The sequence below is a fragment of the Angelakisella massiliensis genome (assembly GCF_900104675.1).
Lineage (GTDB): Bacteria > Bacillota > Clostridia > Oscillospirales > Ruminococcaceae > Angelakisella > Angelakisella massiliensis.
Window position 1 is genome coordinate 564,263 of the sequence record NZ_LT629945.1, and the last position, 14,815, is coordinate 579,077.

The 14,815-nt window shown below is 52.5% G+C and carries 14 protein-coding genes; 4 read left to right on the plus strand and 10 right to left on the minus strand.

Annotated elements, in window-relative coordinates:
- Positions 1-17 precede the first annotated feature (17 nt).
- The 3 genes from BQ5383_RS07950 to BQ5383_RS07960 all read left to right on the plus strand — a co-directional run bounded on the left by BQ5383_RS07950 (position 18) and on the right by BQ5383_RS07960 (position 4,176).
- A complete protein-coding gene (locus tag BQ5383_RS07950) occupies positions 18-1,409 on the plus strand; it encodes an NYN domain-containing protein (protein WP_071430949.1) in 1,392 nt (463 codons plus the stop codon).
- A 29-nt stretch (positions 1,410-1,438) separates the two neighbouring features.
- Complete coding sequence (locus BQ5383_RS07955) at positions 1,439-3,487, plus strand: ATP-dependent DNA helicase (RefSeq protein ID WP_071430951.1); 2,049 nt, start codon at positions 1,439-1,441, stop codon at positions 3,485-3,487.
- Between the two features lie 77 nt (positions 3,488-3,564).
- Positions 3,565-4,176 carry a hypothetical protein gene (locus BQ5383_RS07960; protein ID WP_071430953.1) on the plus strand — a complete coding sequence of 204 codons (612 nt, stop codon included), beginning with the start codon at positions 3,565-3,567 and terminating at the stop codon, positions 4,174-4,176.
- Positions 4,177-4,452: 276 nt separating this feature from the next.
- On the opposite strand, the gene BQ5383_RS07965 is transcribed toward BQ5383_RS07960, so the two are convergent.
- Positions 4,453-5,028 carry an SLOG family protein gene (locus tag BQ5383_RS07965; RefSeq protein WP_071430955.1) on the minus strand — a complete coding sequence of 192 codons (576 nt, stop codon included), beginning with the start codon at positions 5,026-5,028 and terminating at the stop codon, positions 4,453-4,455.
- A gap of 151 nt (positions 5,029-5,179) precedes the next feature.
- Between BQ5383_RS07965 and BQ5383_RS07970 the strand changes: the two genes are divergently transcribed.
- Positions 5,180-5,509, plus strand: coding sequence for a helix-turn-helix domain-containing protein (locus BQ5383_RS07970; protein ID WP_071430956.1), 330 nt, complete (start codon positions 5,180-5,182; stop codon positions 5,507-5,509).
- Positions 5,510-5,651: 142 nt separating this feature from the next.
- Here BQ5383_RS07970 and BQ5383_RS07975 read toward each other — a convergent pair whose 3' ends face one another.
- The 9 genes from BQ5383_RS07975 to BQ5383_RS08015 are packed head-to-tail and all read right to left on the minus strand — an operon-like array spanning position 5,652 to position 14,814.
- Positions 5,652-5,873: a hypothetical protein gene (locus BQ5383_RS07975; protein ID WP_071430958.1), complete on the minus strand. Its 222-nt coding sequence runs from the start codon at positions 5,871-5,873 to the stop codon at positions 5,652-5,654.
- Positions 5,870-7,663 carry an antirestriction protein ArdA gene (locus BQ5383_RS07980; RefSeq protein ID WP_071430960.1) on the minus strand — a complete coding sequence of 598 codons (1,794 nt, stop codon included), beginning with the start codon at positions 7,661-7,663 and terminating at the stop codon, positions 5,870-5,872. Before BQ5383_RS07980 ends, BQ5383_RS07975 begins: the two co-directional genes overlap by 4 nt.
- On the minus strand, positions 7,656-7,871 hold the full coding sequence (locus BQ5383_RS07985) for a transposon-transfer assisting family protein (protein WP_071430962.1): 216 nt from the start codon (positions 7,869-7,871) through the stop codon (positions 7,656-7,658). Before BQ5383_RS07985 ends, BQ5383_RS07980 begins: the two co-directional genes overlap by 8 nt.
- Position 7,872: 1 nt before the next feature.
- Positions 7,873-9,066, minus strand: coding sequence for a MutS N-terminal domain-containing protein (locus tag BQ5383_RS07990; RefSeq protein ID WP_071430964.1), 1,194 nt, complete (start codon positions 9,064-9,066; stop codon positions 7,873-7,875).
- Between the two features lie 12 nt (positions 9,067-9,078).
- The gene (locus BQ5383_RS07995; RefSeq protein ID WP_071430966.1) at positions 9,079-10,968 is read right to left on the minus strand and encodes a DUF3849 domain-containing protein; all 1,890 of its coding nucleotides are present in this window, start codon (positions 10,966-10,968) and stop codon (positions 9,079-9,081) included.
- Between the two features lies 1 nt (position 10,969).
- A complete protein-coding gene (locus BQ5383_RS08000) occupies positions 10,970-11,743 on the minus strand; it encodes an adenine nucleotide alpha hydrolase family protein (protein WP_071430968.1) in 774 nt (257 codons plus the stop codon).
- On the minus strand, positions 11,740-13,809 hold the full coding sequence (locus tag BQ5383_RS08005) for a DNA topoisomerase 3 (RefSeq protein WP_071430970.1): 2,070 nt from the start codon (positions 13,807-13,809) through the stop codon (positions 11,740-11,742). The genes BQ5383_RS08000 and BQ5383_RS08005 overlap by 4 nt, the downstream gene beginning before the upstream one ends.
- On the minus strand, positions 13,806-14,585 hold the full coding sequence (locus tag BQ5383_RS08010; RefSeq protein ID WP_071430972.1) for a DUF4366 domain-containing protein: 780 nt from the start codon (positions 14,583-14,585) through the stop codon (positions 13,806-13,808). The genes BQ5383_RS08005 and BQ5383_RS08010 overlap by 4 nt, the downstream gene beginning before the upstream one ends.
- Positions 14,578-14,814, minus strand: a complete 237-nt coding sequence (locus BQ5383_RS08015; RefSeq protein WP_071430974.1) for a DUF4315 family protein — start codon at positions 14,812-14,814, stop codon at positions 14,578-14,580. The genes BQ5383_RS08010 and BQ5383_RS08015 overlap by 8 nt, the downstream gene beginning before the upstream one ends.
- Between the last annotated feature and the right edge of the window lies 1 nt (position 14,815).

The following is a 14,815-nucleotide window of genomic DNA, read 5'->3' on the forward strand; positions in this document are numbered from 1 at the left end:
ATCGAAAGGAGTAGATCATGGGCAATTCAGTCATGTTGAATGGCGTCGAATATGCCGGAGAACAGATTGCCTACAAAGACAGCACCTATGAACTTGTGTCAAAGGTAGCATATCTGATCGGCGTCCCGCTCCGTATTTTTCAAAATGAACACGAGCCGCCGAAGATAGAGATATACGACCGGCTTGAACAGGATAAAAATGCCCGTATCATTCGCAATCTCTGTATCATCCGCACCGCCATTGAGCGCAACTACCGGAAAATAAATGACATCATGCGGATGGAGTATCGAGGGCTGCTTTCAATGCCAGAGATCATCCCGGCTTCCAGTATGCAGCAGCTTTCAAACGACGGAATCAGCTTTATCAAAAAGTCGAGTACAAAGCTCTGCCACCACATTATCGAGATTAACCGGCTGATTTCAGACCGCATTAACAACTGCAAAAGCCTCTTTCCAATCTGGATTAACTGGACGTACATAAAAGAGCTGTTCATTATGCCAAACGGCTTGACAGAGGACGGAACGAAAGATGCTGCGGACATCTATTACGCAAGTCTCTCCTACTACCCCTATCAAATGTACATCAACTGGGTACCGATGGACGAGGGCAATGTCCTCTATAATGATAAGAAGTTTGCTACCCTGCTTTATCAATGGCATTGCGACGCCTTCACGGAATACAGTAAAGTCTCCGATGCAGGGGCTTTTGTAAAAAACAATATCTACGACTTCATAGATGACAGTGAGAAGACCGTATTGGTAGTGGACTGCGAAAACTCTGACCCGTACAAGCTGTGCGCCACGCTCAAAAACCTTGATTATGAGGTCATGCAGAAAATTACGGCGATCATTCTCTTTGATGACGTACATACCGCTACGGCATGGCGGATTCTTGAAAACTACACCCGCATCCCCGTTGAACATATCATGATTGAGCGGATCAAGCAGAACAAATCACTGGTAGACATCAAGCTCACCGCAAGAGCCTGTCAGGAACACTACCAGAAGCAAGTGGATTCCTTCGTCATCGTCTCAAGCGATTCCGACTACTGGGGGCTGATCTCTTCTTTACCGGACGCCAGATTCCTTGTCATGATTGAGCGGGAAAAATGCGGACCGGATATGAAGGCGGCACTTGCAGAATCTGGGATATTCTACTGCTATCTGGATGACTTCTACTCCGGCAACAGCGAGGACATCAAGAAAAACGCACTGTTCAAGGAGATGTACCGCTGGATTGACAACTCCGTTCACCTGAATGTCAACGATATGTTTGATGCAGCTCTGCGAAACACGAGGATCGAAATGTCTCCCGCAGAGCGGCGGCAGTTCTATGAGAAGCACATCAGGCACATGACGCTGACCATCGACGAGAACGGAAACGTCAGCATTGAGCTGAAACGCAGATAGCCTTGGTTTCTATTCCGGGAGGAATGTGGATGGATAATAGATTTTATTTTGGATTCAATACATCGGAGGAACGGAAAAAGCGCAGAAAAGCAGAGCTGTACTCCATGAGTGAGCAAGTCAGCACCTTCTTTTGGGATGAAGCCCCGCAGCATGGCTTGGAAATGCGTGAAGGGCAGCAGGATATGTCCTTTGAGATTGTGGACGCCCTCATAAACGATCAGCACTTTGCGATTGAAGCTGGCGTGGGCATTGGCAAGTCCTTTGGCTATCTTGTGCCGGTGCTGCTGTACAGCAAACGCATGAACAAGCCGGTTATCATTGCAACCTCGACCATCGCGCTTCAAGAACAGCTCTGGCGTGATGTCCACGCAGTAATGCCCCTTCTTGGGCTGAACAGAGATGTCATCCTCGCAAAAGGACAGACCCATTATCTCTGCAACAAACGCGCAGATGAATATATGTGTGATCCGAAAGCAGACCCACCGGACGCGCTTAAAGAAGGAATCAAGCAAAAGTATGAGGAACGCAAGGATTTCCCGGAGGTTTTGCCGCAAGGCGTCTGGGACAAGGTAAACGTGCAGCGGTTCAGCATGAAGAATTGTGGCTCCTGTGAAAAGAAGTGCAAGTATTACAAGGTCCGCGCAGCATTAAAGTATACGGAGGGCGTTGTTCTGTGCAATCAGGACTTTCTCACCCAGCATCTCATGAAGCTCCGGCGCGGTCAGGACGGGCTGATTAACGCCGCCGCTGATCTGCTTGTCGTGGATGAAGCGCACAACTTAGATGATAAGGTGCGTAGTGCTACAACGGAACGTTTCGGACAGGGTATGCTCTTTGGGATGATCAAGAGTGCATTCTATGAGCTGCGGTCCTCTGACCAGAGCAGTGTGTCCGGTGAAAAGCGAGAGGCAGAGAGCGCGATCATCGCCTTCTATAACTGCCTGAAAGCGCAAGTCCAAAAGCAGATCAACGAGGCAGAACAGGATATGCGCTATGCTGACCGCTTTTTCTTCGACCAAAACGGCAGTGCGGTTGAGCTGCTTACCGAGATGAACGCCGCCATACATAACCTTTCGTCCAGCATTCAGATTTATTCCAGCATGGATTTCAGAAACAACCGTTCCTTTGCTGCCTCTGACGATCTGGATGCGGTCAGCGAGTCCCTTTCGGAGCTTCTTGACCGGATAGATGATATGTTGATCTGGATTGAGCAGCGCGGTAGTAACACGGAGCTTGTCTATTGCCCTAAAAACACAAGGGAAATTGTTAGCCGCCTATACTTCAATGGTGATGAAAGAACCATCTTGACCTCTGCCACGCTGACGAACGCCACGAGCGGGTCTCTGGAAGAACAGTATTCCTACTTTATCAGCAATACCGGCTTTCCGGTTGGTGAACGCGGCTGCTTATCCGAACCGAAGCCTTCCCCATATCCATACGATGAACACGCCATGATCTACTACTGCGACGATCTCCCGCATCCGACCAAGGAACACGAAGCCTTCATTGAAAAGGGCGTGGAGCGGCTGCTTGAGATCCTGAACATTTCCAACGGGAAGGCACTCGTGCTGTTTACGGCGAAGACCGACATGGAAGAGGTCTACTCCATACTCAGTGAGAAAAATCTTCCGTACAAAATCCTGATGCAACAGCCGGGATCGTCGCAGGACAAGGTGCTGAATGAGTTTAAGGAAGATACGAACTCCGTGCTTCTGGGGACGGGCGCATATTGGGAAGGTATCAGCATTGAAGGAAAAAGCCTTTCCAATGTGATCATTTTCCGGCTTCCGTTCCCTGTCCCCGATCCAATTATCGAGTATAAGTGTTCCGTCGCAAAGGACGCTCTGATGGATGTCCGCGTTCCCGAAATGATTATCAAGCTCAAGCAAGGTATCGGGCGATTGATCCGCAATTTCACAGACACCGGCATTGTCTGCATTATCGACCGAAGACTGCGGGACGAGCCGCCGGAACGCTATCATGACATTACATGGGACTCACTGCCTATCAAAAATCGGACAAGCAGTTTGGACGAACTGAGGAAGTTTTACGAAGGTCTGCCCTCAGCCAAGGAATGATGATACAAACGGCAGTCTCTTCGGAAACATAGAGCAGCCCCCCCCAAAAAACGACAATCAGAAAACGGAGGTGTATCATGTTGTACAATGAAAATCTGCACGAAGAAGAACAACATCTGATCCAGCAGATTGCCGAGCAAACAGAGAGAGGAAAAATCGACTGGGAACTGACGGAGTATAATCCGCTGTCCTTTCTGAATGAGGACAAGATAGACAAAAACCCAGCAGTAATCTGTCAGTCCTTCTCCTTTGAAGCGATCATCGGCGGATCCCGTTACGAACTTGATGTCATGGAGAATATTGATGTGCCGTCCGGTATGGGAGACTACACCATAACCTTGACGCGGGATGAAATCGAAAATTATCTAAAAATTGAGGATGCGCTTTCCTTTGACTGTGACCGCTATGAATGCACACCGGAGGAAGTCGCAGAGCGATTTACGGACAGCCCCATTGTCCGTCTCTGCAACGCCATCATTCCTGCCACGCTTGGGCAGGAGGATTTAGAAGAGGTCTTCACATGGGCAAGGTTTTTCAACGAGACTGGCATTTCTGCAAAGCTGATGAATCATCCGCTGACCAAGCTTTGTGAAAAGCTGTTCGACGAACACCGTCTGATGGACTTCCATCGCTGCGTCTTGGATGTGGACTATCGAAAGCTGCTCCTAAATGAACTGGCTCATAACTAAGACACGGAAAAACGCCCCCGACACTGTGCCAGACGCACAGTGCCGGGGGCGTTCCCGTTTCCAGCGATTTATTTTTCTCTCGGCAAGGGACTGTTCATAAGGTGACACTTTCCGTTTTACGAAGCCGTGAAAATTCGATGTGTTCCGTGGAGATGTTCACTGGGCAGCATACGCCGTACACGTTTCCAATAATCACCGAGTAGTGCAATGTGTATTCACTATCGGGAAATACTTCACGGTTTTCACAACTCTTGATTCAGGAGTGGGATTTTTGCCTTATTCCCGCGTGACATCAAGGGAAACCGGATTGATAACGATGATAGATTTGCCCTTTTTGTGGGCATATCTCACGGTGTTCCCGGTACCGCTGGGGCATCCATTCCATACTGCGAGAATATAATCGGCGTGATCGACCATGTACCGATTTCTCTTGTCCATGCAGTCCGTCGTGTACTCCCGTTGCAGCATGGTCTCCTTGTCACACTTTGCCGCGATATTATAATACCGTTCCCGTGAAGCCACAGACCATTTGATCGCTTGTGTCTCACAAGGGATTGCACTTTCCAGAGTAATGTGAGGGTATTTTGATTTCAAATCGAGTACAATTTCCGCAGCGTACATATCGACGCCAAGAGCCATGCCGGTAATAAAATGCGTGACGCCCTCGTTCTCGATGAGTGCTACAATCTGATCCCGCATAACAGATTTCAAAGAAGTACAACGCTTATCGGATTCATCAAAGCCGAACGGAAGACTCTGCGGTCTATGACCGGTAAACGCACAAGTCTTGCCTTGAACGGATTGCTTTGCAGCTTTTTGAGCAGACTTTCTAAACTCAATAATGCGTGACATGACACCCCTTCTTTCACTCTTTTGGTAGGTAACTCCATTCTATCACCCTCATCACGGACAGTCAACGCATTGTCGTTAGTAAAATCAACGACGGCGTACCGTGGATAATGACACCGCCGTTAGGTACACTAAATGCAAAGGTGGTGAGGCTATGCGAGAGAAGAAGGACATCAATATTGAAATCGGCGGCAATATTCAAGTGGCAAGAGAACAGGCGGGCTATACGCAGGACACGCTCTCAGAAATGCTTGGCATGACGCCGAATCACCTGAGTGCTATTGAGCGTGGTGCTTCCGGTATCTCTCTTGAAGCCTTGCAGCGTCTTTGCCGTTTGCTGGGCGTCAGCGCAGACCGAATTATCTTTGGGACCGATGAGCCAGAAGCGGAAGCCCTTGCGCTTGCCAGACGTATTTCGGATGTAAAGCCAGAATACCGGCAGCAGGTTCAAGAGCTGCTGTCCGCTATTTTGAATATGTCATAAAAAAAGAGCCTCTGCCGACACCCTAACGGGCATCGACAGAGGCTCATGGTTCGTTTTCCGAGCATTCAAACAAGTGCCGAAATCGGCACTTATTTCTGCGCTAAAGAAGAAACTGCGCAGGGAATACAATCACTTAGGCTGGTCAATTTTCGCCGCTCTGAGGCTTGCTATCACAGGCTTTTTCGACCCCTAACTGTCTACACTGCGATGCCTTGCGGGAGAAGTGCGGACAGGCGATGAGATCCGCACGGAAGCTCTGCTTGCAGCTATGGACGCAGCGGACGCAGAAGCGGTTATACTTCCGGCGTCCGCTGTCCCCGATGAAGAACGACCACTCCTGCCGCCATTTCTGACTTCTGCTCACAGTTCAATCTCTCCTTTGTGCTTTTGGGGAGGGCAGCATTCCTTCTGCTTTTCAGCCTTTGCAGACTTGAGCCTGTCCATGATGGAGGACTTTTCGCCCCTTTCGGGGGCTTTGGCATCAAGGGTCTTGTCTTCCTTCGGACCGTTGTTGATGATCCCATCAATCATGCCGTAGTCATCCTCCATCGACATCTCTGCCGCCTTGAGGTAGTTTTCCTTCTCAAGTGCCGCCATCCAGCTCTCCTTGCTGATACCGAGCATTCCGCCCTTTGCCGCATGATCGGCAATCTCTTTGGCATCTACGCACAAGCCCTCGGTGTTATCGGAATAGAGACGGTAAACCTCGCAGCCCATCTCTAAAGCCTTCTCAGCCACCTCCTGACCGGCGGGAAGAACACCAGCCCATGCGTAGCCGTAGTCCTTCATATCCTGAACGGAGAGCGCGGGATCGGGCATTTCCGGCACTTCCTTGACCTCAAGGTCGAGAAGGCGGAGCGTGTCATCGTCAAAGCCGTTGTAGACATCATCAAGGACGAGCTTGCCGCGCTCATCGACAATGATGCAGGCAGCTTCATCGCCGTAGGTGTCATGCTCCATCAGGTAAAAGCTGTGACCGCCGACTTCGTGCTGGTCAATGGTGTGCCAAGTCCCGATGTGACCGGCAACCGTCAGACCAGAGGTATCGGCGTTCATCTCAAAATCCTTCTGCTCGGTAGCTTCCTTCTTCTGCTGTTCCTTCGAGATCATGGGGATCGCCACAATCTTATCGCCCAGCTTGACAAACTGCTCCGGCACTTTGAAGTGGTCAGAGAACTTCTGCATCTGCTCTACGGTCAGAGAACCGAAGCTGTCATCCGTCAAGCCTACTACCAAGAATGTTCCGGCAACAACGTCGTAGATGTCACCGTCCTCATCCCGCAGAGCGCGGTTCAGGGGCAGACCTTCCAGCTTGCCTTCCTCGTTGCAGACTAAGGCAATCGGGTCTTCGTAGGGATAAATCGCCTCGATGCAGCCGCCGACCTCATGCTGCAAGGACTCCAGCCCGGAGTCAATCTCCTTCACATAAGGCTCCTTTCCCGGCTCAACAACGAGAACTGCAATAGTGCTGTCACGCTCGGCGGCTTCCCCTGAGCCGGTGATCCGGTATTCATCGGGAATATCATCAAGGTCGCCGTCGAACTGTCTGTCCCATCTCTCGCTTGCGACGCGGACATAGCCTTCATCGGTGAAGCGTCCCTGCTCATCCATCGCAATGTCTCGCCCATAGCGTTCATAGTCGATGTAATTTGCCAGAGGTCCGAGATCCTTTTCGGAGTAGATACCGGCTTCGTGGGCGTAATAATAGCCGAGATCGGATTCGTCGTTGATACCGGGCATGATGTCGTAGCAGTCCAGATTGAACGTCAGGTTGATGAGATCGTCGATGTCGCTGACCTCATCGCACCCGGCTTCCATAATGGCAGCGAGCTTTTCCTGATCGCTCAGGGAAAGCTCGTCAATCAAAGCGGCAAGGTAGTTGAGCTTATCAAGGCTTTCGTACTCGCCAAGCATCTTCTGGACGCCATAAATGGGGCATTCGTAGTCGGTGATAAACCACTCTTCGTAGGGCTGACCAAATTCATCCTGCTTGCCGATCCCGATGCGCTCAAAGACCTTCTGCATCTCTTCTTCGGTTGTCGGGAACTTCACCCACTCACCGACCAGCATACCCTCGTTGTACTTGCCAAGGTTCGTGACGAAGGCTTCAAAATCACCGTCTAATACGGGCATAGGCATCCTCCTTTCAGTCATCCACCATGCCGTCCGGCATGATATACAGTTCCTCAAACTCCGTGTCCGTCATGGCTTCGAGCTTCCGGATGGTCTTATACATCAGCTCTGCGATCTCACCGTCCACGTCGTTCAGGGTGACGCTCTTCATATCGTCGATCAGCCGCTTCCGACTGGATGTGTTGAAGCAGCACATCAGGTTGATTTCTTCCACGGTAAAGTTTTTCATATCAGAGTTCCATATCCTTTCCTTTTGATTTCTGTGGTTTCGGTGTATGGGGCGGCTGGGCTTTCTGCGCGGATTTCAGCTTATCGCGGATAGATTCACGAGCAGCGGGCTTCTTTGGAATGGTGTCATAGATGGCAGTCCCGGCATCCTCCACATACGAACGGACATACTGGATGCTCTCAGAAAAGCGGATTGGTCTGTTCTTGTCCTCAATGTTGGTCAGCCGGACTTCATCGGCAGCAAAATCAACCGAGTCAATTCTGCACCTGATCCCATCCACATTCAGCGTCGCGCCAACAGGGATGTAATCTGCGGCTTTGAGTTCCTTGAAGGTCTCGCCGTCCTTGCTGAGAAAAACATCCGTGCCGGATTTCCAGAGCTTGTGAGAACCGGCTACCCACGCGGTTTCACGGAAGCCCGTGACCTGCATGGATGGCTTGCCTCGCACCTTCTTCTCAAGGAGCTTTGTGCCGAGAAGAGGGGCGGCTTTTTCGGCATCCTTGCCGTACAGCTCAAAATAGCCGTTCTGGGCAAAGCAAACCAGCGCGTCCGGGTGAGCCTGTTTGATTACTTCATACTTGCGGAGTTCTGCGACGGGCAGAGGCGCAAGCACTTCTTTCGTTTCTGCATCCGGCAGCTTGTCACGGCGGCTTTTCTGCGTGGACAGCACTTCCGTCAAAGCATCCGCGTCTTTCGGAAGCGTCTGGTGGGTTTTGACGCCGCCATGCTCACCGGCCAGAGCCATTGCTGCATCGAAACTGCTGCGGCAGGGAGCATCCAGCACAAAGCCGTCCGCGAAGGTCAGCCGGTCATGATCCGGCGCAACCGAGTTCTGTGCCACATTTGACGCCTGTTCCCGGTAGTTGATTTCAAAGACGTCTCCGAAGACCTTGCCGCGCTTGACGGCTTTCGGGATAATGACGCGGGCAACGCATTCGTCGTAGGTCTGTTCCGCGTAAAAGCGGAAGGTGTTGTGATCCCGCGTCCCCTGAATGAAGACCTGATTTTCGTTGAGGCAGTGCGTCCCATGCGGACGGCAGAACCACATCAGCGTCTTGTCTTCGGGATTCTGGCTTTCGGCAGCGCGGCGGATGATACGCTTGTCGATGTCGAAGTCTTCCTTGTAGCTGTCTACATGACTGTCCACGAGCTTCTGCAGCTCCGCAACGATGTCAACATCTGTGTATTTCTTCATGCGTCTCCTTTCTCACAACTCCATGTCGTGCGTTTTGGATTTGACCGGAGACTTCTTCTCCGGCTGCTGTTTTGCAGCAGTCCTGAGCTGATCGCGGATAGAGGGCTTTTCCTGCTTCTGCTCCTGCCTGACGTATTCCAGCGTCGGCATCAGCTCACGGTAACAGCCCTGTGTTTTCCGCGCCGCATGACGGCGATGGATTTTGAACAGCGGCTCACCGTTCTGCGTGACCGTGTTGCCCTCGATCCTGACGCCGTTCCGTGCCAGCAGATTGAAGGAATGGTTAGAGGCGCGATAGGACGCCCGCATACCGTCATTGTTATAGGCAATCTGCCCCTTGAGCGTGTCCATGACGGCAGCTTTGATTGCCTTCTCTTCGGCAGTCAGGCGGTGCGCCTTCGGTGCTTTTGCCGCTTCCTCCGGCAAGGGAGCAAAGGGAGACTTGACCTCCACGGTTTTTACCTCAATAGAGGTAATCTCATCGTTCTCCCACGCAACAACCTCCGGGTCTTTTTCCTCTGTTTTCTCAGAAGTGGCTTCCTTCTGGGGTTCGGTCTGCTGACGGAACGCATCCACGAAAAGTGCGGTCAGTCCAGGATTGGGTTTATCCACAAGGAAGCGGGAGGCGTTTTCGGGGCAGACATCAACGGTCTTCGCCCATTCCTTGAGGGGCTGGGGAATGCGCCCGTCAAAGTCTTTCTGCTGAATGGTGTTTGCGAGGACATATCGGACGCGCTCCGGAGAGAACTGCTCAAGGACACTTTTCACGGCAGCATCCGCATCCAGCCGGTTGTCTCCGTAGTTAGAACTGATTGCCGCCTCAATCGCACGGCGGCATTCCACGTTTGCGGCGAGAGAAGCACGATATGCGTCCATCTCACCGGCTTCATAGGCGTAATTCGCCGTCTCGCGGTAAATGGGGACTTCCGGCTTTTCCTCCGGAACAGCTTCCTTTACGGGAGCTTCGACTTCCATCTCTGCGGACTGTGCTTTCTCTGCCAGCAGCACCTTGAGCTTGGCGTCAATGCCCTCGATCATCTCAGCCGCCGTCTTGCGGATGGTGTCCAGAGAGCTTTTCAGTTCCTTGGTTTCCTTGCCGGATGACCAACCGGCGATGTAACCGAAGGAGTAGTCCGAGGTTTCAATGCCGTACCGTTGGCAGACGGTGTAGGCAACGCTTTCTGCTTCAACCTCCTTGGTGTGCCGATCCTTCTTATCTTCTGGCGCGGCTTTCTCATCCGGCTTGACGGCGTGGAGCTTTGCGTGGGCGATCTCGTGAATGGCGGTTTTGACCGTCTGGATTTCGCTCATGCCCTCCTGAATGGCAATGCGGCTTTCAACCGGCGAGAAGAATCCCTTTGCGCCGCCCGGAATATCCTCAAAGGAAATGGGGACGGGAGATTCCTGCTTGAGCGCATCGAAAAACGCCTCATAGTTTTCGACGGTGCCTTTCAGCTCATCGACGATGATGTCAGGAAGTTCCTTGCCGTCCGTCTGCGAGACATCAAAGACACTCACCACCTTGAAGGCAGGGCGCAGGACTTCGACCGTTTCCGTGACAGCCTTCCCATCTGCGCCGATCACCGGCTTCTGCGTCAAAGGATCAATCTTCTCACGCTCTTCCTGCGCCTTGTACGGCGCGGGTGCAAGAATCTTGATACCCTTTTCGCCCTTCATGACCTGACGGTCAAAGTTGCGCTGCCACGAGGTATAACCGGCAACATAGGTTGCCTCCGGCTTCTGCATCGCAATGAGCAGCGTGTTGTTGAAGGAATAGTTGTAGAACTTGGACATCGTGCGGAGGTATTCCTTGAACCGCTCGGATTCAAAAAGCTCCTTGATGCCCTGTTCCAGCTTGTCCGTGATTTCGCGGACTTGCTGTGCATTTTTGTTTTCAGCCATCTCAAACCTCCATTTCATATTTGCTTCGGGGAGAAGAAAACCCCGTCTGGGATTTGCTCGATAAACGAGCCTTTACCTTAGACGGGGTTTCTCTGCGTGTCAGCCGACGATGGAAGATGTTATCCTCGTTCTCCCATTCAATCAGCCGGTCAAACATATCCGGGTGCTTTGTGACCATGTGCAGCAGCTCCGAGTCACTGGCGTTGGGACAGAACCAGCAGCCGTTTCTTCGGCAGTGAGCGTAGATTGGGGAAAGCAGCCCGTGTTCCTGACAGAGCTTGTAGGCGTCCGCCTCGGTCATACCGTATTTGGCAAGCAGACTGACCTTCGTTATTCCATCCAGACGAGCAATGCGTTTTGGCTCATCCGCCGCGATGCCGACATAGCTCACGGTGTCCGGCGAGAGTGCGGCATTGTACTTGCGGACGGGCGGGATTTTGCAGTCTCGATTGACCGCGCACATACCAGCCCATGCAAAGCCGCGAACCTCACCTTTGTGCGGTCCGCAGGTGATGACATGATGGAACACATCATCGTAGGTCTTGTCTGCATGGAGAATGGTGAACTTGATGCCCAGCTCCTTTTCGCAGAAGGGCTTGAGCCGGTCATAGATGAAGTCCCGATGTTCCGGGACTTCACCGCTTGTGTTCTGATCAAACATGACCTCGCTGAAAACCGCCTCGTCCAGCGGCTCATTGTGCTGTGCCGCCAGCAGGAGCGTCGCTACGCTGTCTTTGCCTCCGCTGCAAGAGGCAATATACTTCGGGCGGCTCATCGGTCGAACTCCATCTTGAAGCTGACGTATTTGCCGCCGCTGTCATCCAGACGAATCACCGCATCGTAGAGCTGAGGCTTCTTCGGCGTGTAAAGCCCGGTCACTCGGCACCAGCCCTTGTCCAGCAGCTCCTTTGCAATCCTCTTGGTCAGCTTCTTTTTCTTGCTGGAAAAGAACTTGTTGTCTTCCCACAGGCAGAAGGAGCATTCCTTGTTCGAGCAGTAGAAATTGCCCTTGCCGACGTAGACCGGAGAGCCGCAGCGGGGACATTTGCCGATTTCCTCCTTACCCGTGCCGAAACGCTGGGCTTCGGCATCGGAGAGGAAGGGATAGGCTTTCACGAGATCCCCGGTCATCCGGACAATGCCGCTGAGGAAGGCGTCTGCATCCGCTTTGCCGCGCTCAATCTCCATGAGCGTATTTTCCCATTCCGCCGTCATTGCGGGAGAAGTGATCTGTTCCGGCAGGACGCAGACGAGGTTGCAGCCGTCCTTTGTGGGAATGAGGGATTTGCCCTTGCGTTCAGCAAAGCCGGACTTTACCAGCTTTTCAATGATACCGGCGCGGGTTGCGGGAGTGCCAAGACCTTTCTTTTCGGTGTCATCGTCGAACTGATCGTTTCCGGCAGTCTCCATCGCAGACAGGAGGGTATCTTCCGTGTACTGCTTCGGAGGCGTTGTGAAGTGTTCGGTGACACCGGCAGACACACCTTCCAGCATATCGCCCTCATGGACTTCGGGCAGGGACTTCATGGGATCATCCTTTTCCTTCGTCTTGAGGGATGCCTTGAACAGCTCTTCGATGGCTTTCCATCCGTTTTGAACGACGGTCTTCCCCTTGGTTTTGAACTCGTAGCCCTCGCAGAAGAGCGAGATCTGCGTTTCTGCGTAGGTGTGCTTCTCGCCGGTCGCACACAGAAGGCGCATCCCGACAAGATTGAGGATTTTCTGCTCTGACTGAGGGAGAACGGAAACATCCTGCTTTTCAAGCTGGACGGTCGGGAGAATGGCGTGGTGATCTGTGACCTTACTGTTGTCGGTTACACGGGCAATGTCCGGCGTAATCGAAACGCCAGAGAAGAGCGGAAGTTGGCGGCAAACGATAGAAATGACCTGACGGGCGGTGTCCTCCATATCATCCGTGATGAACTGGCTGTCCGTGCGCGGATAGGTCAGGAGCTTCTTTTCGTAGAGCGTCTGAACGAGATCAAGCGTCTGCTGGGCAGTGAAGCCGTAATATCGGTTTGCCTCGCGCTGCAAGGTGGTCAGATCATATAGCTTCGGAGGATTGACGGTTTTTGTTTCCCGCTTGAGAGAAGAAACGACGGCTTGCTTTTTCTCGCAAGCCGCCGCAATCTTCTTTGCTTCCTCTTCGGTTTTGACCTTTTCCAGATCGGCGGTCAGATCGCCCTTGCCGACGTGGACGTTGAAATACTTCTCCTTCTGGAACGTGGAGATTTTCCCGTCACGTTCCACCAGCATTGCAAGAGTAGGCGTCTGGACGCGCCCGACCACCAGCTTCTTGTGATAGAGCGTGGTGAAAAGGCGGGTGCCGTTGATGCCGACAATCCAGTCCGCCTTCGAGCGGCTGAGTGCCGCTTCATAGAGACGGTCATAGTCCTTGCCGTCCCGGAGATGATTGAAGCCTTCGCGGATGGCGGAGTCCTCCAACGAGCTGATCCACAGACGCTTGAAGGGCTTGATGCATCCGGCTTTGTCGTAGACCAGCCGGAAGATCAGCTCACCCTCGCGTCCTGCATCGGTTGCGCAGACCAGCTCGGTGACGCGCTTGTCCTTCATGAGAGCGGACAGCACCTTGAACTGCTGTGCTTTGTCCTTCGTGACCTCAAACATCCAGCTTTCCGGAACAATGGGCAGATCGTCATACCGCCACTTAGCATACCGCTCATCGTAGGAGCTGGCGTCTGCCAGCTCCACCAGATGACCGAAGCACCACGAAACGATGTAATTGCCGCCCTCCATGTAGCCGTCCTTGCGGGATGTCGCGCCCAGCACCTTTGCGATGGACTGGGCGACGCTGGGCTTTTCAGCAATGACTAAGATCAATCTTCATCACCTTCCGTTTCGGCATCCTCCGCGATCTGCGGCTCTTCATCCTCGTTGATGTACGGCTCTTCCTCGTAGCCTTCATCATCAAAGAAGTCCATGTCCTCATCCGTGGGCTTTCTGCCCTTGACGAACTTGATGTAGTAATAGGCTGCACCCGCAGCACCGGCAAGGGCAAAGATGACGAGGATCATGCCGATGTTGGATTTCTTTTCGGGTTTAGGGGCGGGGACATCGGTTTCCGCATCCTTGTCCGGCTCAGGTGTAACGGGGGCTGTGCCGGTGCATTCGCTCATGTTGGTCTTGCAGACCGGGCAGTCTGTGTTGACCTGACCGGCAGCGCATTTTTCCTTGCAGTTACAGGCAGTCAGAGCCGCCGCAGTATCATCATCCAGCAGCGCAAGCAGGTCGCTCTCATCGACCATGTTGAGGAAGTACGTCTGATACTGTTCCTCGTCCTCATTGATGGGTGCATCGTAGTCGATGACAATGAAAAAGGTATTGCCGTTCTTCGTCTGGACTGTGATGAACTGCTTGTTGGTTGCCTTGTCATAGAGCAAGTCGCGGGTGTAGGCGTTGCCCTCATCGTCAATCGGCTCACCCTTCGGCTTTTCCGGCGTGGGAGTGACTGCGGGCTGCTGTTCGGGCTGAGTTGCCTCCGTGACGGGAAGGTTCTGTTCGGTATCATCGGCGTAGGCAAACGCCGTGACCGAGAAGCAAGACAGAACCATGACGCAGACCGCAAGGACGGTCAGAAAACGAAACTTCTTACGCATTGTCGATTACCTCCGTATTATCAGCGGTCTTGGTGCCGCCCTTCATGGAAGACAGGAACGCCATGATCTGATCCTTGTCCATCACCATAGAACGCACGGTATTGATGATTTCAAGGTTTTCCAGCTCTGTCTTCTTGTCGTACAGCTCTTTAAGCTGACCCTCGATTTCGGACTTCTTCTTTTCAGCCTTCTCAATGTCGGAGAGGACTTTCTGATACTTGGGATTCATG

Coding starts and splice junctions, on each gene's coding strand:
- BQ5383_RS07950 (WP_071430949.1), top strand. CDS start 18: ATGGGCAATTCAGTCATGTTGAATGGCGTCGAATATGCCGGAGAACAG.
- BQ5383_RS07955 (WP_071430951.1), top strand. CDS start 1,439: ATGGATAATAGATTTTATTTTGGATTCAATACATCGGAGGAACGGAAA.
- BQ5383_RS07960 (WP_071430953.1), top strand. CDS start 3,565: ATGTTGTACAATGAAAATCTGCACGAAGAAGAACAACATCTGATCCAG.
- BQ5383_RS07965 (WP_071430955.1), bottom strand. CDS start 5,028: ATGTCACGCATTATTGAGTTTAGAAAGTCTGCTCAAAAAGCTGCAAAG.
- BQ5383_RS07970 (WP_071430956.1), top strand. CDS start 5,180: ATGCGAGAGAAGAAGGACATCAATATTGAAATCGGCGGCAATATTCAA.
- BQ5383_RS07980 (WP_071430960.1), bottom strand. CDS start 7,663: ATGACTGAAAGGAGGATGCCTATGCCCGTATTAGACGGTGATTTTGAA.
- BQ5383_RS07985 (WP_071430962.1), bottom strand. CDS start 7,871: ATGAAAAACTTTACCGTGGAAGAAATCAACCTGATGTGCTGCTTCAAC.
- BQ5383_RS07990 (WP_071430964.1), bottom strand. CDS start 9,066: ATGAAGAAATACACAGATGTTGACATCGTTGCGGAGCTGCAGAAGCTC.
- BQ5383_RS07995 (WP_071430966.1), bottom strand. CDS start 10,968: ATGGCTGAAAACAAAAATGCACAGCAAGTCCGCGAAATCACGGACAAG.
- BQ5383_RS08000 (WP_071430968.1), bottom strand. CDS start 11,743: ATGAGCCGCCCGAAGTATATTGCCTCTTGCAGCGGAGGCAAAGACAGC.
- BQ5383_RS08010 (WP_071430972.1), bottom strand. CDS start 14,585: ATGCGTAAGAAGTTTCGTTTTCTGACCGTCCTTGCGGTCTGCGTCATG.
- BQ5383_RS08015 (WP_071430974.1), bottom strand. CDS start 14,814: ATGAATCCCAAGTATCAGAAAGTCCTCTCCGACATTGAGAAGGCTGAA.